This window comes from Porphyromonas sp. oral taxon 279 str. F0450 (assembly GCF_000292995.1).
Taxonomy (GTDB): Bacteria; Bacteroidota; Bacteroidia; order Bacteroidales; family Porphyromonadaceae; genus Porphyromonas; species Porphyromonas pasteri.
Genome location: NZ_ALKJ01000015.1, coordinates 99467 through 123814, shown reverse-complemented (window position 1 = coordinate 123814; position 24348 = coordinate 99467). Strand labels below are relative to the sequence as shown.

At 53.2% G+C, this 24348-nt stretch carries 20 protein-coding genes; 17 read left to right on the top strand and 3 right to left on the bottom strand.

Annotated elements, in window-relative coordinates; translation table 11 throughout:
• Window positions 1-515: 515 nt before the first annotated feature.
• Window positions 516-1322: a Cof-type HAD-IIB family hydrolase gene (locus HMPREF1323_RS02660; RefSeq protein ID WP_009432572.1), complete on the bottom strand. Its 807-nt coding sequence runs from the start codon at window positions 1320-1322 to the stop codon at window positions 516-518.
• Window positions 1323-1361: 39 nt separating this feature from the next.
• Window positions 1362-4121 carry a DNA polymerase I gene (gene polA, locus HMPREF1323_RS02655; protein ID WP_009432625.1) on the bottom strand — a complete coding sequence of 920 codons (2760 nt, stop codon included), beginning with the start codon at window positions 4119-4121 and terminating at the stop codon, window positions 1362-1364.
• Between the two features lie 522 nt (window positions 4122-4643).
• Here polA and HMPREF1323_RS02650 point away from each other — a divergent pair.
• On the top strand, window positions 4644-5807 hold the full coding sequence (locus HMPREF1323_RS02650; RefSeq protein WP_009432648.1) for a DUF3800 domain-containing protein: 1164 nt from the start codon (window positions 4644-4646) through the stop codon (window positions 5805-5807).
• A gap of 130 nt (window positions 5808-5937) precedes the next feature.
• Here HMPREF1323_RS02650 and purN read toward each other — a convergent pair whose 3' ends face one another.
• Complete coding sequence (gene purN / locus HMPREF1323_RS02645) at window positions 5938-6507, bottom strand: phosphoribosylglycinamide formyltransferase (protein ID WP_009432553.1); 570 nt, start codon at window positions 6505-6507, stop codon at window positions 5938-5940.
• Window positions 6508-6671: 164 nt separating this feature from the next.
• Between purN and HMPREF1323_RS02640 the strand changes: the two genes are divergently transcribed.
• The 16 genes from HMPREF1323_RS02640 (at window position 6672) to HMPREF1323_RS02565 (ending at window position 23826) form a co-directional block, all read left to right on the top strand.
• Entirely contained in the window at window positions 6672-6908 is a 237-nt protein-coding gene (locus HMPREF1323_RS02640) for an acyl carrier protein (RefSeq protein WP_009432584.1), read from the top strand.
• 32 nt (window positions 6909-6940) lie between these two features.
• Window positions 6941-8197 (top strand): beta-ketoacyl-ACP synthase II, encoded by a 1257-nt coding sequence (gene fabF, locus HMPREF1323_RS02635; RefSeq protein WP_009432663.1) that lies wholly within the window; start codon window positions 6941-6943, stop codon window positions 8195-8197.
• Between the two features lie 45 nt (window positions 8198-8242).
• Window positions 8243-9040, top strand: a complete 798-nt coding sequence (gene rnc / locus HMPREF1323_RS02630) for a ribonuclease III (protein WP_009432610.1) — start codon at window positions 8243-8245, stop codon at window positions 9038-9040.
• 327 nt (window positions 9041-9367) lie between these two features.
• Window positions 9368-10687 carry an OmpA family protein gene (locus tag HMPREF1323_RS02625; RefSeq protein WP_156795180.1) on the top strand — a complete coding sequence of 440 codons (1320 nt, stop codon included), beginning with the start codon at window positions 9368-9370 and terminating at the stop codon, window positions 10685-10687.
• A gap of 165 nt (window positions 10688-10852) precedes the next feature.
• Entirely contained in the window at window positions 10853-11722 is an 870-nt protein-coding gene (locus tag HMPREF1323_RS02620; RefSeq protein WP_009432560.1) for a beta-1,6-N-acetylglucosaminyltransferase, read from the top strand.
• Between the two features lie 11 nt (window positions 11723-11733).
• Complete coding sequence (locus HMPREF1323_RS02615; protein ID WP_009432662.1) at window positions 11734-12720, top strand: glycosyltransferase family 2 protein; 987 nt, start codon at window positions 11734-11736, stop codon at window positions 12718-12720.
• A 113-nt stretch (window positions 12721-12833) separates the two neighbouring features.
• Window positions 12834-14012, top strand: coding sequence for a hypothetical protein (locus tag HMPREF1323_RS02610; RefSeq protein ID WP_198004363.1), 1179 nt, complete (start codon window positions 12834-12836; stop codon window positions 14010-14012).
• A complete protein-coding gene (locus tag HMPREF1323_RS02605; RefSeq protein ID WP_009432548.1) occupies window positions 14003-15148 on the top strand; it encodes a glycosyltransferase family 4 protein in 1146 nt (381 codons plus the stop codon). The genes HMPREF1323_RS02610 and HMPREF1323_RS02605 overlap by 10 nt, the downstream gene beginning before the upstream one ends.
• A complete protein-coding gene (locus tag HMPREF1323_RS02600; protein ID WP_009432631.1) occupies window positions 15145-16296 on the top strand; it encodes a glycosyltransferase family 4 protein in 1152 nt (383 codons plus the stop codon). Before HMPREF1323_RS02605 ends, HMPREF1323_RS02600 begins: the two co-directional genes overlap by 4 nt.
• 17 nt (window positions 16297-16313) lie before the next feature.
• A complete protein-coding gene (locus HMPREF1323_RS02595; RefSeq protein WP_009432554.1) occupies window positions 16314-17435 on the top strand; it encodes a glycosyltransferase in 1122 nt (373 codons plus the stop codon).
• An 8-nt stretch (window positions 17436-17443) separates the two neighbouring features.
• Window positions 17444-18040 (top strand): sugar transferase, encoded by a 597-nt coding sequence (locus tag HMPREF1323_RS02590; protein ID WP_009432558.1) that lies wholly within the window; start codon window positions 17444-17446, stop codon window positions 18038-18040.
• Between the two features lie 19 nt (window positions 18041-18059).
• Complete coding sequence (locus HMPREF1323_RS02585; protein ID WP_156795179.1) at window positions 18060-18935, top strand: polysaccharide biosynthesis/export family protein; 876 nt, start codon at window positions 18060-18062, stop codon at window positions 18933-18935.
• A 12-nt stretch (window positions 18936-18947) separates the two neighbouring features.
• A complete protein-coding gene (locus tag HMPREF1323_RS02580) occupies window positions 18948-21338 on the top strand; it encodes a GumC family protein (protein WP_009432546.1) in 2391 nt (796 codons plus the stop codon).
• Window positions 21339-21457: 119 nt separating this feature from the next.
• A complete protein-coding gene (locus HMPREF1323_RS02575) occupies window positions 21458-22429 on the top strand; it encodes a glycosyltransferase family 2 protein (protein WP_009432570.1) in 972 nt (323 codons plus the stop codon).
• Between the two features lie 16 nt (window positions 22430-22445).
• On the top strand, window positions 22446-23336 hold the full coding sequence (locus tag HMPREF1323_RS02570) for a hypothetical protein (RefSeq protein WP_009432636.1): 891 nt from the start codon (window positions 22446-22448) through the stop codon (window positions 23334-23336).
• Between the two features lies 1 nt (window position 23337).
• Window positions 23338-23826, top strand: a complete 489-nt coding sequence (locus HMPREF1323_RS02565; protein ID WP_009432578.1) for a S24/S26 family peptidase — start codon at window positions 23338-23340, stop codon at window positions 23824-23826.
• Window positions 23827-24348 lie beyond the last annotated feature (522 nt).

The window sequence follows — 24348 nt, the reverse complement described above, 5'->3', positions numbered from 1 at the left end:
GCTATCCGTGCTAAGCTACTAAGCCACACAAAAATAACGATTTTCCCGCAGTGTACCTATCTCGTGCGTATTGTGAGGGCTTCTATCTTGCCCGTGAGTATGCCCCGAATCGCACTATTGCTTCGGCCCTACTACCCCCGCTTGTTTTCCTGCTCTCCTCGTCGGGTAAGTCGCTTACATCTATACGGATAGATGCCTTCGTTCAGCGCGAGAACTATCGCAGAGCACTACTCCTATACTTCGTCCCTTGAGGGGAGATTCTTTGGCTCATCTATGGGAAAAGTTCGGTCTACGTACGTGGATCATCTGTCCACGTACGAGCGCTCTAAAATCCACGTGCCTTGTCCTATCGTCTACGTACGTAGATCGAGGGAGTGGAATACGACTTCGGAGCTTTTTCTCGCGGAGGATCAGGGTTTTTCCTATAGTGATTTGTGGGTGCAAGTCCTATAGAAGCGCACGGGCTGCAGTACCGAAGGTGTACTGCAGCCCGTGCGCTGAAGGGGATGGGGGGCTTAGACGAAGAGGAGCTGCTCAAGGGCATAGGCCACACCGTCCTCGGCATTGGAGCGGGTGACGAAGTCCGCACGGCGCTGGATATCCTCGGGCGCATTGCCCATGGCGACGCCTGTGCCGGCCAGCTCGATCATCTCGAGGTCGTTGTAGTTGTCACCGATCGCGATGAGGTCCTGTGGGGTCATGCCGAGGACGTCGAGGAGGCGAGCGAGTGCACTGCCCTTATTCACGCCAAGGGGGACGAGCTCGAGGAAGTAGTCGCTTGAGCGGAAGGCGCCGACACGCGTGCCGAGCTGCTCCTTGACAGCGGCCTCGAGTGGAATGAGCTTCTCCAGAGGACCGACGGCGAGGCACTTCGGGAGGCTCTCCGTAGCAGCCTCGACGAAGCTGGGTACACGCTTGAGAGGCATTCCCGTGATGACGACTTCCTTCTCTGCGTAGGGGTCATCTTCGCGCTCGGTGAGGATGTGCTCCTCGGTGTAGGTGAGGATGTTCACCCCATGCTCCTGCACGAGGCGGTAGAGCTGGGGGATGAGGTCGGTGTCGAGGAGCTGGGCGCTCAGGAGGCGCTTGGAGCCCGCCTCGAGGATCTTCCCGCCGTTGAAGGGCATGAGGTAGCCGCCGTAGTCCGCTATCTGCAGAGCTTCGGCCAGGGCTCCGAGGGCTGGGGTGGGGCGCCCCGAAGCGAGGATGATGCGGGTGTCGTAGTCTCTCTGGGCACGGAGCAGAGCTGAGCGGACGCCCTCGGTGAGGACGTGCTCCTTGGTGATCAGCGTACCGTCAATATCAAGTGCTAATAGTTTCATTATTCAGTCTTTGTGGAATATAAATCGGGGGCGAGAGGCTTAGTGCGCATCGAGCCACGTGGGGCCATGGCCGATGCTTACCTCGAGGGGTACACGTAGGTCGGGGTAGACGGACTCCATCGTGCTGCGGACCAGCTCGGTCATCTCGGCGAGCTCGTCGGTGGGGACGTTGAAGTTCAGTTCGTCATGCACCTGCAGGATCATACGGCTCTTGAGACCCCGCTCACGGATAGCGGCATCGAGGCGGATCATCGCGATCTTGATGAGGTCGGCAGCTGAGCCTTGGAGGGGCGCATTGATCGCATTGCGCTCGGCATAGCCACGTACGACAGCGTTTGCGCTATTGATATCGGGGAGGCTACGGCGACGATCGAGGAGGGTCGTCACATAGCCACGATGCTTGGCTTCCTCGACGACGCGTGACATATAGTTTGCCACCCCGGGGTACGAGGCGAAGTAGCCGTCGATAAGCTCCTTGGCTTCCTTGCGGGGGATGGAGAGGCGCTCGCTAAGGCCGAAGGCGGAGATGCCGTAGATGATACCGAAGTTCGCGGTCTTCGCGCGGCGACGCATATCGGGTGTGACCTCCTCGGGCGTGAGGCCGTAGATCTTCGCTGCGGTGGCCTGATGGACATCTTGCCCTGAGCGGAAAGCCTCGATGAGGGCGGGATCTTCGCTGAAGTGCGCCATCAGACGCAGCTCGATCTGCGAGTAGTCGGCGCTGAGGAAGGTGCAGCCCGCATCGGGGACAAAGGCCTCGCGGATGGCACGACCCTCGGGCGTACGGATGGGGATATTCTGGATGTTGGGGTTGCTGCTGGAGAGGCGACCGGTGGCGGCGATGGTCTGGTTGAAGGACGTGTGGATCTTCCCATCAGGGTAGACGAGGTCGGGCAGCGCCTCGATGTAGGTGCTGAGGAGCTTCTTCACACCACGGTAGTCGAGGATCTTGCCCACAACGGGGTGCTTGTCACGGAGCTTTTCTAAAACCTCTTCGCTGGTGGTGTAGCCGCCCGTCTTGGTCTTCTTCGCCTTCTCCATGATCTGGAGTTCGTCGAAGAGGGCTTCGCCGACCTGCTTGCTGCTATTGACGTTGATGGGGTGGCCGATGAGCGTGCTGATCTCCGTCTCGAGGCGCTCCAGCTCACCCTGTAGCTCGCCCGCTTGGCGAGCGAGGCAGGCCTTATCAAGGCGTACTCCTTCGCGCTCCATGCCGAGGAGTACCTTCATCAGTGGCATCTCGATGGTGCGGAAGAGCTCGGTAAGCCCTGCCTTCTCGAGGCGCTCTGCGAAGTACTCATAGAGGAGGTGGGTGATGTGCGTGTCCTCCGCAGCGTAGAACTGCAGGCGCTCGGGCTCGACCTGACGCAGGTCAAACTGCTTCGTCGTCTGCGGGGCGATCATCTCCTCGAAGGGCATCATCTTATAGCTGAGGAACTTCTCCGCCAGCTCGTCCAGCCCGTGGCGCATATCGGGGTAGAGCAGGTAGTGCGCGATCATCGTGTCGAAGTGCTCGCCAGCCGTCTCGATGCCGTAGGAGAGGAGGATGTGGAGGTCGTACTTGAGGTTCTGCCCGACCTTCAGCGAGGTCGTGCTATCGAAGATGGGGCGGAGCTGGTCGAGGAGTGTCGTAGCGGCCTCACGCTCAGCGGGCACGTCGAGGTAATAGGTCGTCTCTCTGTCGAGGGCGAAGGTGATGGCTACCAGCTCTGCTGTCAGCGCATCGGCGCCCGTGGTCTCGGTGTCGAAGGTGACGACCTGAGCCTTTGCCGCGCGCTCGACGAAGGCGGGGAGGGTCCTCGGGGTGAGTACCTCGATACGCATCTGTGGTACATCCGTGGGGGCAGGCGTCTCGGCTTCCTCTGTCTCCTCGAGTCCTGCGAAGAGGTCATCGGGTGGGAGAGCGACCTTCTTTGGGGTAGGTGCGGGAGCCGTGCCGAGGACGCGAGAGAGGAGCGTGCGGAACTCCAGCTCCTCGAAGAGTCGGCGTACCGCCTCTTCGTCCTTCTCCCTGCGGACGTAGTCGCCAGCGGTATAGCTGATGGGTACGTCACGGCGGATGGTCGCCAGATAGTAGGAGAGGCGGATATCGTCTGCACCCTCGATGAGCTTCTTGCCCGTAGCGCCCTTGATCTCAGAGGCGTGGGCAAGGAGATTTTCCACCGTGCCATATTCGCTGAGGAGCTTCTGTGCGCCCTTCTCACCGATACCCTTACAGCCGGGGATGTTGTCTACCTTGTCCCCGAGGAGTGCGAGGTAGTCGATGACTTGTGCGGGAGAGTCGAGGCCGAACTTCTCCCGTATCTCGGCTTCGCCCCAGATCTCGTAGCCCCCGCCCTGCATCGGTCGGTACATGCGGACGTGCTCGGTGACGAGCTGCCCGTAGTCCTTGTCGGGCGTGACCATCAGTACCTCGTGACCCGCACGAGCCGCCAGATCGCTCAGCGTACCGATGACGTCGTCCGCCTCGAAGTCGGGGACTTCGACAGCGGGGATGCGGTAGGCGGCGAGGAGCTCACGGATGAGCGGTACGGCGATGCGGATCCCTTCGGGCGTCTCTTCGCGCTGCGCCTTGTAAGCGGGATACTCGCGGTGGCGGAAGGTGCCACCTGCGGGGTCGAAGACGACGGCGATCTCCTCGGGATTCTCCTTCGAGAGGAGGTCCTCCAACATGAGGACGAAGCCGAAGACAGCACTGGTATTGCGCCCCTTGCTGTCGAAGCGTGGGGCTTTGATGAAGGCGTAGTAGGCGCGGTAGATCAGGGCGTACGCATCGAGGAGGAAGAGTCGCTGGGCCATATCGGTGGGATGTGAGGGGCTTGTGGAGTGGGAGAGATGATGGATTGTCTGAGGGCGCGCCTGCGGGGGATGCAGTCGGCTCACAGGGACCTATTATATAGGTATACAAAAGTACTTACTTAGCCCGTACTGCGAAAAACGGGCGTTTTTCCCGCCTTCCGAAGGCGTGCTTTCTCGCCCCCTTAGCCCCCGCATATACACTATATATGTATGCGCGCCACGCGAGAGAGAAAGAACCGCCCCACAGCAGGCCACGTCGGTGACTCGCTGTGGGGCGGCTTAGTGATGTATGGGAGAAGCTTGTTAAATATAACCTAGCTATCGCGCTAAAGGTACAGGTAGCCAGCGACCTTGTAAGTCAACTTCAATAAAGGATATGGGGTAGCTTTGGCATGTAAATATTCAGGTAGAAATAATTAACTTCGCATAACCCAACCGAGTAAACACACAAATAACTTGTTGACTACTTAATATAGATAGGCTGAAATAGGATTTACTACTCACCCCCATAAAGCAAGATGTATGGAAAGAATGTACGCATTTATTGATGAGACGGGAGCTTTTGGATTTAACTTTCAGAGCCCAGACTGTACTCACTACTTTATAATCTGTGCCATCATAGTTAAGGAATCTGATTTACCCTCTCTAGAGTCTGCTGTTGAACGTGTTAGGTCTATGTACTTTCAAACAGGGGAAATGAAATCAAGTAAGATTGGTAAGAAGAATCATCGGAGAAAAAGAATACTTGATGCTCTTCAAGAGCTACCCTATAGTATCTATGCGTTTATCTGTGATAAGCAGAAGATTGGCGAGAACTCGGGGTTGAGATACAAGCAGTCGTTCTATAAGTTTTTGAATAATCTAGTATACGAAGAGCTTAAACTTGCTTTCCCCAGATTGACCATTGTTGCTGATAGCATTGGGGAGAATGAATTCCTCCAGTCTTTCAGCAAGTATATGTCTGAGAAGAATATGCCTTCTGACCTTTTTGGGGAGAGTTCTTTTAGTATAGAAGATAGTAAGGGTAATGTGCTCATTCAACTAGCTGACTTTATTGCTGGCTCTCTGGCTTTCTGCTATGAACCAAGTAAGATTCCTCTAGCTGATGGATATAACTATCAATCCATATTAGGTAACAAGATATTGAGGCTAAGTAGATATCCGAGCAGTTTTAGCACATACACCCCCCCGGATGAAACGCTAGACATAGATTATAATCAGACAATTGCAACGATCAGCTATCGTCAAGCAGTCGCATTTAAGGAGAAACATCAAAGATCGGATGATGAGTTTGTACAAAGGCAGTTGGTTGTATTAGACTACTTGCTATTCCGTTTTATGAATCGGTCACCGAGGCACTATATACCAACGAAAGAGCTGCAGAATCAATTGGCTTCTCGGGGCTTTGATAAAATTTCCACCCAGGTATTCAGAGGAAAGGTGATAGCTAAGTTGAGAGATGAGAAAGTTATTATTTCTAGCAGTAAGGGAGGTTATAAACTTCCAACGACTCAACAGGAGCTACGTGACTTTATTGCGCTAGGTAAAAGTATGGTTAACCCGCTGCTTTCAAGGTTGCATACATGTCATGAGGTCGTAAAGCTCGGGACTAATGGAGGGTTGGATTTATTTGATGAGTTTCACTTTGTTGAAGATATTAACCAGATTATAGGAGGTCCAGCCTGATTGCTTCTTCAAATCAACCTTGGGGTGGATAGGTATCTCTCCCTGATACAGGTAGAAAAAGAGCTGCCCCACAGCTGGTCACGTCGGTGACTCGCTGTGGGGCAGCTTAGTGATGTATGGGGGAGCTTCCTTAGAGGAAGCGTAGGTATTGGGCGATGGTCGTAGGGAAGAAGCGGTGCTCCAGCTCGTGGATGCGTGCGGCGAGCGTATCGATGGTGTCATCTGGGCGTACGGGACAGGTCGCTTGCAGGAGGTGACGCCCGTGGTCATAGTCTTCGTCGACGAGGTGGATGGTGATACCACTCTCCTTCGCTCCCGAGGCGATGACGGCAGCGTGCACACGATCGCCGTACATGCCTTGACCGCCGAAAGAGGGGAGGAGCGCAGGGTGGATGTTGATGATGCGCTCGGGGTACTCCATTATATATATAGGAGTGATGAGGCAGAGATAGCCTGCCAAGATGATGAGCTCGACGGTGTGCTCCTTCATCAGAGCTATCGGGCGCGTGCCTTCACGAAGCTCTGCGTTTGTAAAATAATGACAAGGTACACCCAGTCTTTCAGCCCGCTGGATGACCCCTGCCTGAGGCTTGTTTGTGATGATCATAGCCACCTCCGCCTCGCCTGTAGCGCGGAAATGATGGACGATAGCTTCGGCGTTTGAGCCATTGCCAGAAGCAAGTATTGCTATTTGTTTCATAAATAGTTGTATCTTTGTGCACAAATGGAGCGTATCTGTGCAGTGTGATAAGCGCCGCGCGGGAATACTCCGAGCTACTCCCCTGAGTGCCGCTCATTATACGGTACAAAGGTAGATCAATGCAGTGTAAAGAAAGAATACATAACTAAGTAAAGAAAAGAATCATGTCACAGATCAACGAAAAGGTAGTCGAAATCATCGTCGAAAAGCTCAACTGCGAAGCTAGCGAAGTAACTCCTGAAGCAAACTTCTCCAGCGACCTCGGTGCTGACTCTCTCGACACCGTAGAGCTCATCATGGAATTCGAAAAGGCTTTCGACATCCAGATCCCCGATCAGGACGCTCAGACGATCAAGACGGTCGGCGACGCTATCAACTACATCGAAAGCAAGAAGGCTTAATAGCCCTCTCGTCGAGATAAAGGAATTTGCTGATGGAACTCAAGAGAGTCGTCATCACTGGAATAGGCGCTATCTCACCTCTCGGGGCTACGGCCCGCGAGACGTGGGAGGCTGTCGTAGCGGGGAAGAGTGGGGCAGGCCCCATCACCCTTTTCGATGCCTCAAAGTTCAAGACCACGTTTGCTTGCGAAGTCAAGGAATTTGACGTCAGCAAGTATATCGATAAGAAGGAGGCTCGCCGCTTAGATCGCTATGCTCAGTTTGCCATGGTGGCAGCCGAAGAGAGTATCGCCGATTCCAAGCTTGACGTAGAGACAGTAAATAAGAACCGTGTCGGGGTCATCATCGCCTCCGGTATCGGTGGTCTCGGGACCTTCGAGGAAGAAGTGCGCGGCTACAACGAAGAGTCAGGCCCTCGCTTCAACCCCTTCTTCATCCCCAAGATGATCTCGGATATCTCCGCAGGTCACGTGTCGATGAAGTATGGTTTCCACGGGCCCAACTACTCCACGGCCTCGGCTTGTGCTTCGTCTACGAACGCACTGATCGATGCCTGCCACCTCATTCGCCTTGGTAAGGCCGATGTCATCATCACTGGTGGTGCCGAAGCCTCTATCTGCGCTGCTGGTGTCGGTGGATTCAATGCGATGAATGCCCTCTCCACTCGCAATGACGATCCTCAGGGTGCTTCGCGCCCCTTCAGCGCTTCGCGTGATGGCTTCGTCATGGCCGAAGGTGCTGCTTGCCTCGTCGTCGAGGAGCTCGAGCACGCCATCGCTCGTGGTGCACACATCTACGCTGAGCTCGTAGGTACCGGCCTCTCGGCTGATGCTTACCACCTCACGGCTACTCACCCTGATGGGCTGGGTGCTAAGCTGGTGATGACCAATGCACTCGAGGATGCAGGGCTCTCCCCTGAAGATATTGACTACATCAACGTACACGGGACTTCTACGCCTGTCGGGGATATCTCCGAGTCCAAGGCTATTAAGGAAGTCTTCGGTGACGCTGCCTATAAGCTGAATATCAGCTCTACGAAGTCTATGACGGGTCACCTCCTCGGTGCTGCTGGTGCTATCGAGGCTGTCTTCGCGCTCAAGGCCGTAGAGGAGGACATTGTCCCCCCCACGATCAACCATGCTGCCGACGACGAAGATCCCGAGATCGACTACAAGCTGAACTTCACCTTCAACCAGGCTCAGCGTCGTACCGTCCGTGCTGCTCTGTCGAACACCTTTGGTTTCGGTGGGCACAACGCGAGTGTCATCTTCAAGAAGTACGAGAAGTAATACGGCTCCACAGCCACGTATTATCAAGACTCCCTCTATAGCTCTATGATTATACGTATCGTGCGAGACGGACTTATGAGGCTCTTTGGGCGCAAGCCCAAGGAGCCTCTCTTCCTACTCGTCGAGCTCCTCGGCTTCGAGCCACGCGACCCTGAGCTCTATGACTTGGCTTTCCGGCATAGCTCGGTAAGTAAGACCGACAAGGAGGGCTTCAAGCTCAATAATGAGCGTCTGGAGTTCCTCGGTGACTCGGTGCTGGCTACGGCGATGAGTCATTACCTCTACCAGCGTCACCCACACTGGGATGAAGGAGAGATGAGTAAGCGTCGTGGTGCTATCGTCGGGCGTAAGGTCAACAACGCTGTCGCCCAGCGCATGGGGCTTGATCGCCTGCTTCAGATCCGCCGCGAGGCACGTCAGGGTAGTACCGACATATATGGTAATACGCTGGAGGCGCTCATCGGGGCAATCTTCCTTGATCAGGGCTATGCCCGTGCCGAGGCGTTCGTCCACCAGCGTATGGTGCCCCTCTTTATGGAGCTTGAGGCAAGCCTACGAGAGCAGACTACGAACTATAAGTCGCTGCTCTTAGAGTGGACGCAGAAGCACCACCTAACTCTCGACTTCCGTATGCTCCAGGAGCCGAAGCGCAGTGGAGCCCCCTTCGTCTGTGGGGTCTACGTCGATGAGCGCAAGGTCGGTGTAGGGAGTGGCCCGAATAAAAAGGTCGCCCACCAGGATGCTGCGCATCGTGCGCTCTTGGCTCTCTGTCAGGCTGATCCTTCGGTAGCAGAAGAGCTGAGTATCCCCCAGGGAGAGCAGGTGCTTATTGACCTACCTTGATCGAAGCGTAGCCAGCCCTTTGCCTTCAGAAGTCGGTGCAATCTGCTGATATTATGAAGGTCAATAATTGGGATTCATTGCGTTTTCGTATAAAAACGTTATCTTTGCCGTGTGTAAATGTGGCTCTATGCGAAGGGCCACAAGGTGTGTCCCTACTTACGGCTTGCTGCTTTAGGGGCTTACTCCGCCTCTCATAGGTGAATAAGAGATCCTTGTAAAACAGCTCAAGGTCGCCTCTCTGAAGGACTTTGCGTGCGCCTTACGCTATTTGCCGTAGCCCATCTGCGAGTGTGAAAAAGAACGTATACTCAATAATTAAATATGAATATGATGTTAAGAAAGAGTTTAATTGCTGCAGTTGCATGCCTCTCACTGGCTCCTGCTCTGCGTGCTCAGCAGACGACCGATTCCGTATATACGGTAGAGGTGAAGGATGCTGAGAAGTATCGTGTTGAAACGAATCGCTTCGGCGCTAACTGGTTCGCTGGTATTGGTGCTGGTGCACAGATGTATTTTGGTGACCACGACAAGCAGATGCGTTTTGTCGATCGTATCACCCCTAACTTCGAAGCTTACTTCGGTAAGTGGTTCACTCCTGGCATTGGTATCCGTCTTGGTGCTAATGGTTATAAGATCAAGGGTGTTTCTGGTTGGACGGGTCACAACCTCGCTGTTGCCCCTAACCTCAACCGCGGTAACTACGGTGGCTTCATCACGGATTGGAATCCCGCTACGCACACTGGTAAGGTTTACCAGCACGCTAACGTGGGTTATCCTCTCTATGAAACCGAACAGCAGTACATCCACGCTCACGCTGACGTGCTCTTCAACCTTACGCAGATGGTCTGCGGTTACAACGAAGATCGCTTCTACTCGTTGATCCCTTACGCTGGTCTTGGCTTCGCTACGACTCTCGAGCGTGCTTCCACGACGGGTCGTCACTCCAATGAAGTGACTGCAAGCGTTGGTATCCTCAACCGCTTCCGCATCAACCGCGCTTGGGATATCAACCTTGATATCCGTGGTGCTTACGTTGGTGACCACTTCGATCAGGAAGACGTTTCTGCTACCGTTTCTGGTCAGCCCGTTAACACGTCTGGTCGCTGGGGTGAAGGTCTTGTGACTGCAACTTTTGGTGTTAGCTACAACTTCCCCAAGCGTGGCTGGGATCGTAGCACGGTCACCACGATCCGCGTTAACGAAAATGTCCTCAACGACCTCCGTGGCCGTCTGAGCGACCTTGAAGGTCAGAACAGCGACCTCCGTCGTCAGCTCGAGGAAGCGCTCAACCGCGAAGTTACCCCCGAGAACGTTGCTTCAGGTATGCCTCTTCTGGTTACCTTCCCCATCAACCGCTGGACGCTCAGCAACAAGGATCGTGTAAACCTCGGCTTCCTTGCTGAAGCTCTCAAGGCTAACCCCAAGCTCGTTTACTCTGTCTCTGGTTATGCTGACAAGGGTACAGGTAGCGCAAAGCGTAACATCTTCCTTGCTCGCAAGCGTGCTGAAGTTGTTTACAACTGCCTCGTTAACGAGTTCGGTGTTTCAGAGTCTCAGCTGAAGAAGGATTCCCACGGCGGTGTTGCTAACATGTACTACAACGACCCCCGCTGCAGTCGCTCAGTTCTGTCGAAGGTCGCTGAGTAATCCTCTTACTCCCCCTACTGACCTTGGGTAGGCAGCTCTCGTTGCATTCCAGGGTCAGACCCCTAAGTGGCCTCCCTCTTTAGTCTGAGCTATTCATAGTCTCTACTAAGGGGGAGGCCCTTACTTTTAGCTACACTACACTATTGCTCTCTGCGTCATTTCAGTATGAAACACGCTTACCTCATACTGGCTCATAATGAGCCTGAGCTTCTCTCGCTTCTCATCGAGAGACTGGATGATGCGCGCAATGATATCTATATCCATTTTGACCGTAAGCTAACAGTCTTACCTGACGTTAAGACCCGGCATGCCGGCCTCTACATTCTCAAGGATAGGGTAGATGTTCGCTGGGCTGACGTAAGTATGCTTGAGGCAGAATATAAGCTCTTCCATGCGGTCGTGGACTCTGGCTGTCAGTACAGTCACCACCATCTGATCTCAGGGGTGGACCTCCCCCTAAAGAATCAAGACTATATCCACAGCTTCTTTGCCCAGCACCAGGGGAAGGAGTTTATAGGGCTACATCAACGCCCGATGAATAGCCGTGCTGATCGGGCGCTGCATTATTGGCATCCTTTCGCTCGTTCATTCCGAGGGAGTGGGGCTATCTATGAGGTCAAGCGCATATTTCGCTTCTTGGCTGTCCGTAGCCAGGTTCTTTTGGGAATCCGACGTAATACCAGGATTCCATTCCATAAGGGGGGGCAGTGGGTCAGTATCACCCGTGAGCTTGTAGACTATCTCTTGGAGCAAGAGGAGCGTGCGCTCACTATCTTTGCTCACACTTTTGGTGCAGACGAATACTTCATTCCCACCCTCATCTGGGGTACTCCCTTCATAGAGCGCCTTTTTGACGCGACTGATGAAAGTCGAGGGGCAATGCGCTATATCGGCTGGCGGGATGATGGACAGCTTATTGATTTTACCCCCCAAGATCTTCCTGCGCTCCAGCAGACAGAGTATATCTTTGCTCGAAAATTCAATTCTCGTGATAGGGGCTTTCTTCAAGAGGTTTTAGCCCTATCTACTCCTTGAAATCTAGGCTGATGAGTCCGCTAGTCTCCATTATTATCCCTGTATATCGTGCTGCTGAGACACTCCCAGCATGTCTTGCTCAGCTGAAGGCTCAGACCTATCGGCCACTCCAGCTCGTCTTTATTGATGATTGTAGTCCCGACGATGGTCTCGCATACCTTGAGCGTGAGCGCTCCGGCTTAGAGGCTTCGGGTATCGAGGTGACGATCCTACACCATGAGGTTAACCGTGGGGTTGCCGTGGCTCGTAATACGGGACTTAATGCGGCGCAAGGTGAATATATCTATTCAGTTGATGCTGATGATCTTCTGCAGCCAACAGCTATTGGAACCTTAGTGCAAGTAGCCGAAGAGAGCCAAGCAGATATCGTTGGATGTGAGTACCTGCTACAAGAAGGAACGAGTCAGCGGCCTATTACACAGCCCGATGTCAAGACAGGGAAAGAGGCATTTGCTCAGATATGCTATGGGCGAATGAAATGGAATCTTTGGCTCTTCCTCCTTCGTCGCAGCTTGATAGAGCAGCTTCCTACGCTCCGTTTCCTCCCCGGAGAGAATATGGGTGAGGATCTGATGCTCATAGGAAAGCTACTCCAGCGAGCTGGGCGTGTGGCTATCGTCCACCAGCCTTTCTATACCTACGTTCGCTCTGATAGTCAGATCACCAATACCTATCGACCAGAGCACTGGCAGCAAGTCCAGGCAAACGTTCAGGAGCTTGAGCGTTATCTTGCACAGCAAGCCTCTATGGAGTCTTTGGAGCTTATCCACCATCTGAAGCTTAATCTCAAGCTCCCTCTTCTGCTCTCGCACAACGCTCAAGACTATGAGCGCTGGAGTAGTATGTATCCAGAGAGCAACGAGTATATTATGAAGAATCAGCATCTTCCGCTTCGCACGAAGCTGTTGCAGTGGATGGCCTCGCGAGGCCAGTTCTGGTTCGTTCGGCTCTATGACAAGGTCGTTATGCAGTGGCTTTATAAAGCTCTTTATCGCTAAGGATAGTAGTGCATATGTGGAGGCTTATTCAAATCCTGACCATAGCTGTTCTTGTTAACTGCTCTTACTATTCATTCAACTTTGCGTTCTGGGCTTCTGGGCCCAACACGAAGATGATCCTAGCACTCTTCGGATTGCTGTGGTTCCTCTATGATTCGTGGCGTGGTGGTAAAGGCGTATCTATCCCGCGCGTACTCCTTGGTGGAGCTATCTTTTCAATTCTATATTCGCTAGTCAACTTAGTAGCTGTAGAAGTAAATAATACGGATGACTATAGCTATGCCAACTATATCACCACCTTCTTGGTGTGGGTATTCTCGGTCTACCCTGCGATACGGTGCATACGTATTGTCCATGGAGAGGTCACGATCCCCCGTATAGCATATTACTTAGTCGGCGTGACTGTTTTCCAGTGTGTCACAGGGTTATTGAATGATAACTTCCCCGTGATGCAGAGTTTCACAGACTCTATTGTATTCACAGCGAGTGAATTCTATGAAAGTATCGACCGAATACGTTGCTTTAGTGTGGCTCTTGACCCAGCAGGGGTACGCTTCTCACTCGTCTTGATTCTTATCTCAGCAGTCGTATGCACTGATACAGAGGTACAGAAGAGTCGGAGGATTGTATTTTTGCTCCTCCTGTCTTATATCCTCATCTCTGCGATCGGAAATATGGTGGCTCGTACTACCTCTACAGGGATGGCTATGGGGCTTGCTCTCTTACTTTTACGGAGTAATGCGATTGGGCTCAGAATACGTAAGGAAATGGTCCAAACAATGGCAACTTTTAGCCTGCTGCTTGCCGTCTTCTCAGGTGCAGGGATTATCCTCTATAATACCAGTGAATATTTCAGAGAACAGCTGATGTTTGCCTTTGAAGGATTCTTTAACTTCTTCAATAAGGGAGAGTTCACGACGGGTTCAACGGAGGTCCTTCAGACAATGTGGCGTTGGCCAGAAGATGATAAGACCTGGATCATTGGGTCGGGATGGTATGGTGGTTTCGTTTACAGTACCGACATTGGCTATTGCCGATTAATCCTCTACTCAGGGCTTATCGGATTGGTGACATTTGCCTTGAGCTTTGTATACTATGCCTACTATTTTGCTCGCAAATATCCTCGTTATGTTTGGCTCTTTGCGAGCTTCTTAGCAATGACTTTCCTCGTATGGATAAAGGTGTCTACGGATATCTTGATGATTTATGCCTTCTTCTTCTGGTTCACGGCCGAAGAGAGTGATCATATTAATGGGATATTCCCCGAAGCAACAGCTGAGTTATGCGAATAGTCTATTGTATACCAGCGACCTCCAACTCAGGGGGGATGGAGCGTGTTCTGACGCGCAAGGTAAATTATCTGGTGGGGCAGGGCCACGAGCTCATTATCATTACTACAGACCAAAAGGGTGCTAAGCCTTTTTTTTCGCTTGAAGGTTCAGTCAAGCAATATGACCTCGGCATTAATTATGACGAGAACAATGGTCAAGGGATCTTGGCTAAGCTCTCGGCTTATCCCAAGAAGAAGCGTCTTCATCGTCAACGTTTGAGCGAACTCTTGGGGCAGCTCCGTGCGGATATCGTTGTCTCGATGTTTGGGGAGGATGCGACACTTCTTCCCCAGATGAAGGATGGTAGTCGCAAGGTCTTAGAATACCACTTCTCAAAGTTAAAGCGCCTACAATATGGTCGCACTGGTCTATGGCGTCTCGTTGACATCCTTCGCACAAAGCTTGACGAGCGTACGGTGAGACCTTATGATAGCTTTGTAGTATTGACTGAGGAAGATGCTGGCTACTGGGGAGCGCTACCCAATATTCGAGTAATTCCGAATCCTCTGCCTTTTGTGTCTGAAGAGACTTCACCTTGTACCTCACACAAGGTTATTGCTGTTGGACGCTATGATTTCCAGAAGAACTTCTCTAAGTTGCTTGATATCTGGGCGTGTATTGCACCTGCATATCCAGACTGGTCGCTTGAAATCTATGGGGATGGAGCTCTGAGACCAGAGCTTGAGTTGCAGGTGAATCGTCTCGGCCTTTCCTCGTCTGTCACGCTGGCTAAGCCAACTCATCAGATGAAGGATGTATACCAAAGTGCGTCAATCTATGCGATGACCTCTCGCTATGAGGGGCTCCCTATGGTCCTTATTGAAGCGCAGCATATGGGGCTTCCAATTGTTTCGTTTGCTTGTCCCTGTGGCCCCAAGGATGTGATTCATCCAGGAGAAGATGGCTATCTCATCTCTCAGGGGGATGATGAAGGCTTCCTCACAGCCCTCCGTCAGCTGATGGATTCGGAGGCTGAGCGCGTCCGAATGGGAGCTAATGCTCGTAAGGCATCTGCTCGCTATGAAGTAGATGCTGTGATGGGGCAGTGGCTGGACCTCTTCTCATCACTTGTCCCCAATAAATCCTCTTCGGTATGAAGCAGATCGTTATCTCCGCAGTCAATCTCCGCAAGGGGGGGACATTGACGATCCTTCGTCAGTGCCTCGCTTTCCTGTCAGAATGGGCTCCTGAGCACGGTTATCATGTCACGGCTTTGGTGCACAAGCAGGAGCTCGCAGACTACCCCAACATCCAGTATATTGAGTTACCCTGGGCAATCGATGGGTGGGGGAAGCGCCTCTGGTGTGAGTATGTGACTATGGGAAAAATCTCTCGAGAGCTGGGATCAATAGACTTGTGGCTTTCCCTGCACGATACGACTCCACGGGTTCAAGCTCATCGTCAGGCTGTCTACTGCCAGACCTCTTTCCCATTCCTTCGATGGAGACTGAGAGACTTTCGCTTCGATAAGAAGATCCCTCTCTTTGCGATGTTTACCCGATTCGCCTACCAAATTGGAATACGTCGTAATCGCTACCTGATCGTCCAGCAACAGTGGTTGAGAGAGGGCTTTAGCAAGATGTTTGGCCTTTCGGAAGATCGCTTCATCGTAGCGCCACCTCAGCGAGAGCAACTGCCACCCAAGGAGTCTACGATTCCGTCAGACAGTCATCAGTTCACATTCCTCTTTGCTGCGACAGCTGATGCGCATAAGAACTTTGAGCTTCTTACCGAGGCTACCCGTATTCTGGAGCAGCGTGTAGGAGTGGGAACCTTCCGTACGGTCCTCACCATTGATGGGACAGAAAATAAGTATGCACAGTGGCTTCACTCTACGTGGGGCGATGTAAGTAGCCTTGATTTTGCTGGATTTATGTCCCGCGATAAGCTCCAGGATACTTATGCCAGTACAGACTGCCTGGTCTTCCCTTCAAGGATTGAAACTTGGGGACTCCCAATCTCGGAATTCCTTCCCTATGATCGGCCAATGCTCTTGTCGGACCTCCCATTTGCTCACGAGACAGCAGCCGGTGCTAGTGCTGTGGGGTTCTTTGATCCGAGCTCTGCCGTAGCCTTAGCTGATGCTATGGAGCGAGTTCTTCGAGGAGATCATACTCAGCTACAGCCTGTCCCACAGCGTCCCTTGCAGGCCCCTAGTGCACGATCATGGGCAGAGCTCTTTGAGCTCCTCCTGTCGAACGATGGTGCTACCCAACCAAATAGCTTTACCCAGCCTACTCCTTAGGCACAAGATATTGTAAGATGAAAGTTCTACAACTTGGTAAGTTCTACCCCATCAAAGGTGGAGTGGAGAAGGTTATGGAGATCTTCACTGAGGGCCTTGCTGAGCGAGGCTTTGCCTCAGATATGCTCTGTGCCTCACATAATGGGGAGACGACTGATATCGTCTTCTCTGAGGAGTCACGAATCTTTCGTACAAAGACTCTGACAAAGCTGGCTGCGACGATGATCTCTCCCGAGATGATCTTCCGCCTTCGGCGTATCTGTTCGGAATATGATATCATCCATGTACACCATCCTGATCCTATGGCTACATTGGCCCTCTTCTTTTCTGGATACCGAGGGAAGGTGGTCTTACACTGGCACAGTGATATCCTAAAGCAGAAGTTCCTGCTACGCTTCTTCTCGCCTTTCCAGAGCTGGCTGATTCGTCGTGCTGATCTGATCTTGGGTACAACGCCAGTCTATGTGGAGGAGTCACCCTTCCTCCGTAAGGTACAGGAGAAAACGTCCTTTCTCCCAATCGGCGTAGATCCCTATCCTTGGCTCTCGGATGAGATTGAGGCAATACGTGCGCAATATCCAGGTAAGAAGATTATCTTCAATATGGGACGCCTTGTCCCTTATAAGGGATACCACCATCTGATTGAGGCTATGACGCATCTTAGCGATGACTATGTCCTACTCATTGGAGGGGATGGTCCCTTGCGTGCAGAGCTTTTGGCCCAGACCGAGAAGCTTGGCTTGCAAGAGCGAGTAAAGTTCCTTGGCTTTATCTCAGATAAGCTCAAGCCAGCCTACTTTGCAGCTTGTGATGTCTTCTGCCTCAGCTCTACGATCAAAACGGAGGCTTATGCCATTGTTTTGGTCGAAGCAATGTCTCTCTCCCGTCCTGTCGTGGCGACAAAGATTCCCGAATCAGGGGTTTCTTGGGTCAATGAAGACGGGGTCTCTGGGATCAATGTCCCAGTCGAGGATGCACCAGCCTTGGCAGAGGCTATCCATAAGATATGTGATGATCCAGAGCTTTGGAAGACCTATAGCAAGGGTGCTCGTCGTCGCTTCTATGATGTCTTTACTAAAGATGAGATGATCAATAGTCTGATCAATATCTATACCGAACTCCTAAATCCTTCAAAATAGATCGAGTAATGAATACTTTCGAACGCATCATCAAGCGCGCCTTTGACTTTACCTTAGCCTTGGTTTCGCTGATCTTCTTCTCCCCCCTGATCGCTCTGATCGCCCTGCTTATCAAGTGGGAAGACTCCAAGGGGGATGTCATATATCGCCAGGAACGTATTGGCTACAAGGGTAAGCCCTTCACGCTATATAAGTTCCGCTCTATGCGTATGGATGCAGAGGCTGGGAATCGTCCTCAGCTCTTCACCGATGGGGATAGTCGTCTGACGAAGGTTGGTGCGTTCATTCGCGCTCACCATCTCGATGAATTCCCCCAGCTCTGGAATGTAATCAAGGGGGAGATGTCGTTTGTCGGACCTCGTCCCGAGCGCCAGTTCTTCATTGACCAGATTATGGAGCGTAACCCTGACTACGTTCGTCTCTATGCGGTCCGTCCAGGGCTCTTCTCCTATGCTACTCTTTACAATGGATATACAGACACCATTGAGAAGATGCTGGAGCGCCTGCGTCTCGACCTCAAGTATCTGGATAACTATTCGCTCTTTACGGACGTTAAGATTATCTTCCTTACAGCCTTTTCTATTATATTTGGTAAGAAATTCTGAGTAATATACCCCTATGATAATGATCAAGAGACTCTCTCATGCCTGGACACTAGCCCTCGGTGTCCTCTCGCTCTGTGCGCTCTCCTCTTGTGATTCGGCAAAGAAGACGAATTACCTGCAGGATATTGAGATCGCCAAGGCCTATGGTGTCAAGCATGACACTGGCATCGTTGTGCAGAAGGGCGATAAGCTCCGTATCCTCGTGACGAGCATACGTAACCCTGAGCTGACGGTCCCCTTCAATACCCGTCAGGTGGCTCAGGCTACTGCTCCTACCACCGTTGTTGGTGGTATTTCCCTGAACACGACGAATGTAGCTCCCGCTGATACCAGCTCCTCTTACTTGGTCGATGCGCAGGGGAATATTCAGTTTCCTATCATCGGGAATGTTCCCGTCTTGGGGCTTAGCTTAGAGCAGGTGAGTGAAGTGATTCGTACCAAGCTCACGGCTGGTCGCTACCTGACGGATGCTCACGTCATCACGAAGTTTGCTAACCTCCGCGTTTACCTCCTTGGGGCTTTCGAGGGATTAAATCAGAGTGCTGCAAGTGCGGCTATCACCGATCGTGGTTCCTTCCACCTAGATAATGCTCAAACGAATATCCTTGAGCTTATCGCTACGGTCGGAGGGCTCTCTGAGCAGGCTGACTTCGGCAAGCTCAATGTCATTCGCCGCGTGGGCAATGAGTATGTCTACTACCGACTCGACATGCAGTCAAAGAATATCTTCGAGTCGCCCGCCTTCTACCTCCAGCAGAATGATATTATCTATGCCGAGTACCGCTATCGTAAGCGTGATACCGAGCAGAAGGTCCTCACGACCCTCGGGTATGTGACGACGGCTCTCTCGACGGCACTTTCTGCTGCCGCCCTTATTGCCCTCTTCAAGCGTTAGTCCATAAGCCCTATGTCTACACAAACGAATCGGTCAAATCAGGCTGGTGAAAAGGCAGCGGAGGTCAATCTGCTTGATATTTTCTTCTACCTCCTTCGCTTTTGGTGGCTGTATCTGTTAAGCGTCGGAGTGGTACTGGCGGTAGCTCTCTATCGAAATGCCAAGCAGCCCTATGTCTATGAGTCTTCGGTGAAGATCTTTATTAAGGATGCTTCCCAGCGTGCGATGATGGATACAGAAATGCTACGCTATGCCCGTGCTGCTCGTCTCAATATGGACAATGAGCATGTACAGCTGGTATCTCGTCGCGTCCTTGAGCGTACGGTCAAGATGGCCAATGCCAACGTCTTCTATAATGTGAAGAGTGGCTTACGCACCCTTGAGCTCTACTCCGATGCTCCATTCTCGATGAAGTTTCTTGATACGACAGAGCGCAAGAGTGTCTACGAGGTAGCCTTCCAAGATGCAGGCCATGTGCGTGTCACTCCTGTACACACGGGTAAGAGCCAGGTGGTGCCACTTAACGTCCCAGTGCAGCTGGGCGATGAGCGCTTCATTATTGAGCCTCATCAGAACTTCAATACCCCTTGGGAGTATAAGCACATTGAAGTTAATCGTATGCCATTCACTCAGATGGTGCGTTATTACCAGCACGCGATTCTTGTTGCTGAACCAGAGAACCGTGCATCTACGTTAACCCTCCGTCTGCAGGACCGTACGAAGAAGCGTGCTCTTGATATCCTCCTCGCTCAGGTCTCGGCCTACAATCAGGAGGAGATGGATATGCGTAATCAGGTGTCTAAGAACACCGCTGACTTCGTCAATGAGCGTCTTGCTGCTCTCGGCAAGGAGCTTGGTCTTGTCGAAGGGGATATGGAGCGCTTCCTTATGAACAACCGTACCCTTGACTTTGAAGGTAAGGTCGGTGTCTATAATTCGCGTTCTCTCGAGAGCGAAGCAGAGGCCTTACAGATTGAGACCCAGCTGAAGCTCATCTCCTATATGCTCTCTGAGTTCTCCAACTCGCACCGTAAGAACGGTTACCTCCCGCTGAACGTCGGGGTACCCGATCAGGCGCTGGATGGTTATATCGCTCAGTACAACCAGCTCAAGTCGCAGCGCGATAAGCTCGTCGAAGGTGCTGGTGGTAGCACGGAGAATCCTGTCATCACCGAGTACGACAACGCACTCTCTCAGCTGCGAAAGAATGCTATCGAAAGCCTCAACCAGCAGGCTGCTGTACTGCGTATGCGCCTCAAGGATACTCAGGGTCAGCAGTCAAGCCTCCTCTCTAAGCTCCCCGAGGTATCTAACCAGGGTCGCGAAAAGGCTGATATTGATCGTCGTCTGGAGATCCGTCAGCGCCTCTATACGGAGCTGCTGAACAAGCGTGAGGAGTACGCTCTTCGTCAGGCTATGACGCAGGATAGTGCCTACGTGCTTGATATGGACGATGCTCCCTCAAAGCCCGTCAGCCCCAACGCGCTGCGTGTCGCCCTTATTGCGATCCTCATAGGTCTTGTCCTTCCCTCGGTCTATCTCATCATCCGTCTGCTGGCTGACAATAAGGTGCGCTCGCGTAAGGACGTTATGGACCGCGTCTCGATCCCCTTCCTTGGTGATATTCCCAAGGAAGAGAAGCGTGGAGGTAAGAAGGCTCAGCCTCGCGGTGTACGCGAGCAGGGTAGCGACGAGACTTCCGAGGCCTTCCGTGTCCTGCGTGAGAATATGCGCTTCATGATCGGCACCGGAGGTAAGAAAGCGAAGAAGGTTATCTTCACCTCCTTCGGGGAATCGGCTGGTAAGTCATACGTATCATACAACCTCGCTCAGACGCTCACCTTCGCTGGTCACAGCGTCGTCCTCGTCGACCTTGACCTCCGTAAGGGTACGCTCTCGCGTCGTATCGGTCTGGCTGGTATGGGGGCTACCGAGTATCTCTCTAACCCCGACGTACGCCTTGATCAGATCCTCCGCAAGGATCCCAATGCGCCGAAGCTTCAGGTCATCACCTCGGGTGCGGTACCTCCCAACCCTGCTGAGCTTCTTCTCGGAGAGCGTCTTGATGAGTTGGCTGCGAAGCTCGCTGAGCAGTTTGACTTCGTCCTCTTCGACAACGTGCCCTTCGGTAGCGTAGCTGACGCAGCTATCGCCAACCGTATCGCCGACCTGACGATCTTCGTCCTGCGCGCAGGCCGTCTCGACCGCCGTGCTCTACCTGAGCTGCAGCACCTCTATGATGAGAACATCCTGACGAATATGTCGATCGTCCTCAACGGTGCTACTGAGAGTGGTCACGGCTATGGCTACGGCTATGGTTACGGCTACGGTTATGGCTACGGCTACGGCTACGGCAACAAGAAGAAGAAAAAGGGTCTTCTGCGCCGCTTAGGCCTCCGCTAATCTTCATAAGAGCCCACCCCATCCAAGAGGACGGGGGTGGGCTCTCTCATACTCCTTGCTACTCTACTCTGAGTAGCCGAAGGGTGAGCCTTAGGGAGCCCCTTCACCTATCTTATTCAATGAGTCTACCCACGCCGCTTCTCTCGGTCATAGTCCCCGTCTACAACGTAGCGCCCTACCTCGAGCAGTGCCTCGACTCAATCCTCGGCCAGTCCTATACGGCGCTGGAGGTGATCGTCGTCGATGACGGCTCTACCGATGGTAGTGGGGCGATCTGTGATACCTATGCCGAGCGTGATGCTCGTATTCGCCTCATCCATCAGGCGAATGCGGGGCTCTCCGCAGCGCGCAACGCTGCTATGGACGTGATGCGTGGGGACTTCTTCGTCTGCGTGGACTCTGACGACTGGCTGCCCGAGGATGCCCTGGAGCAGCCGATGAATGTCCTGTCGGCGAACCCGCTCATTGATATCCTCGAGCTCGGCTATACCGAGATCAACTGCCGCACGGGCGCTGAGCGCCTGGTGCTGGCTGCTGGGAGGGAACTCTCTTCACAGGAAGCCCTCCAAAGCCTCGCAGCCCTCTCCGGTGTCACGGGGATGGCTTGGGGGAAGATCTTCCGCACCGCTACGATGGGGGCACTGCGCTTCCCTGTGGGGCGCCCCTACGAAGACACTCCCTTTATCTTTGAGGCACTTACGCGTGCTACACGCTACCGCTACCTCTCTTGGTTCGGCTACTGCTACCGCGTGGCCCGTGCGGGGAGCATTACCGAGGTCTATGACAAGCGCCTTATCTACCTCTTTGAGAATCTCCTGGACCTCGAGGCTCCCATTGGGGCGACCTCGCCCGAGGCCCTGCCGCTCCTGCATGAGACGCTCTACCGCCGCCTCCTGATCTTCTCGCTGTGGGCTATGCGCCACGAGAAGGAGGCTCCTGGGCTTCTCGAAGCCCTTCGCCCCTACACCCGCCGCCTTCGGGGCCTTCGTTACCCTGCGGCACCCCTTGGAGAGCGCTTCCGTCGTACGCTCTTCCTCACCGCCCCTCGACTCTTCCTCGCTATGAAGCGCTATACTCCTGCTCATAGCTAATAAATTCTACATCACTATGGACGAACAACTCATCTATCGCATCGCTGAAGAGTATATCCTGCTCTATACCCCATCGGCCGAGGCTACCCGTGAACTCCTCCCCAACTACGAGCCCTTCCTGGTGCCCGAGCTTCCCGATGGCTGTGAACCACTCTTTACCTTCCGTGGGGGCGAGAGCCTCTCGTCAGACCAGCCCAAGACCCTCCTCGAAGATAAGCTCTCCGAGGGCGTACGTGCCCGTGTGTACAAGCTCGTCGATGGCCGGCGCCGTCTCGAGATCGCTACGCGCCAAGGTTCCCATGCTATCGAGGTCGATCGTGGCTGGAAGGAGGTGCGCTCAGATGTCTTGCTCAATGACCCCTCGGCATTCTTCTTCATCAACCGCTTGATCATGATCGCCTACGGTGTGGCCATCGCACCTAAGCACATGCTCAAGGTCCATGCTTCGGTCACCGAGCTGAATGGTCGTGCCCTGATCTTCCTCGGGGTCAGCGGTACGGGTAAGAGCACGCATAGCCGTCTGTGGCGCCAGTTCGTCCCTGGTGCGCGTCTCCTCAATGACGACGAGCCCATCGTGCGTATCAATGACGACGGCGAAGTGCGCGTCTACGGCTGCCCATGGAGTGGCAGCACACCTTGCTACCACAATGCTTCGGCACATGTCGTCGCCTTCGTTCATCTCTATCAGAGCTCTGAGAACAAGCTCACCAAGCTCCGTGGCCGTGATAGCTTCGACTCGATCTACTCCTCCTCGGCCTTCCTCCACTCGGATAAGGTCCGTCATCTGGCTACCTTTGATACCGTCGCCGACGTGCTGGAGCGCGTACCCGTGTACCGCCTCGACTGCCGTCCTGACGAAGCGGCGGTGCGCCTGACCGAAGCACTCCTCGCTCAATCCGCCTCTTAGTATGGGGCACTCTCCCCAGCCGACATCTATGCGCCGCGAGCTGCTGATACACAAGGAGCTCTTCTTCGCCGAGATCCTTAGCCGCATCGCTGAGGGCAAGCGCCCTCGTCTCCTGCCTCGTGGCTCGAGTATGCGTCCCTTCATCCGTGGGGGAAAGGATCAGATCGTCCTCTCACCTCTCACCGAAGACTCCTATCAGATGGGGCGCGTTGTCCTGGCGCGCATCGCCCGTGGCTATCTGGTGCACCGCATCGTGCGTATCGACGGAGGCGTCTTCACCCTGCGTGGCGACGGCAATCCCTACCAGCGTGAGCAGTGTACCCAGGAGGAAATCTTGGCCGAAGTGACGACAGTCCACCGTGGCAAGCAGGTCATCAAAGTCGGGGACAAGCTCTGGTGGCGCTATGAGCGCCTCTGGCCCGAGAATGACACGCTCCGCCGCATTGCGCTGGCACTCTACCGCCGTACGCTCCTTCGCTGGGGGTGGTGATACGATCGCAGTCGGCCACTTGACTGCTTGCCGATAGGCTCCTATTACACGAGAGGGCCCGTAGATGATTCGCTCTACGGGCCCTCTTTATGTCTTCATTCTTAGTGCCTTTGCGCAATGGTTCCATATAGCTTTTGGTGCGAAGCTATATAGCTTTGTGAAGTGACCTCTATTAGGTTGTTGCTCCGCGTAGGGATAAAAGTTGCGGACGAGTGGTAGATGAGTTTGGGCTACGTACGTGGCTCTAATATTTACGTACGTGGATATTTGGACTGACGTACCTGGTCTTTAAGACTACGTGCGTAGATAGAGAAAAACCACTATTCGTTTGGTATGCAAACCACTACTCGTCCGTACCCGATACGACTATTGGTCTGACATCGAACGACTATTGCTCCACTCCGCTCCCTCGATAAGTCTGCTTTGTACGCCTTCGGATGAGTGGGCGTAAAGTGACTGGATACTATAGCCTTGGGCGGCTTGGCTGGCCGTCTTGTTTGGTGGAGAAAATCATTACCTTTG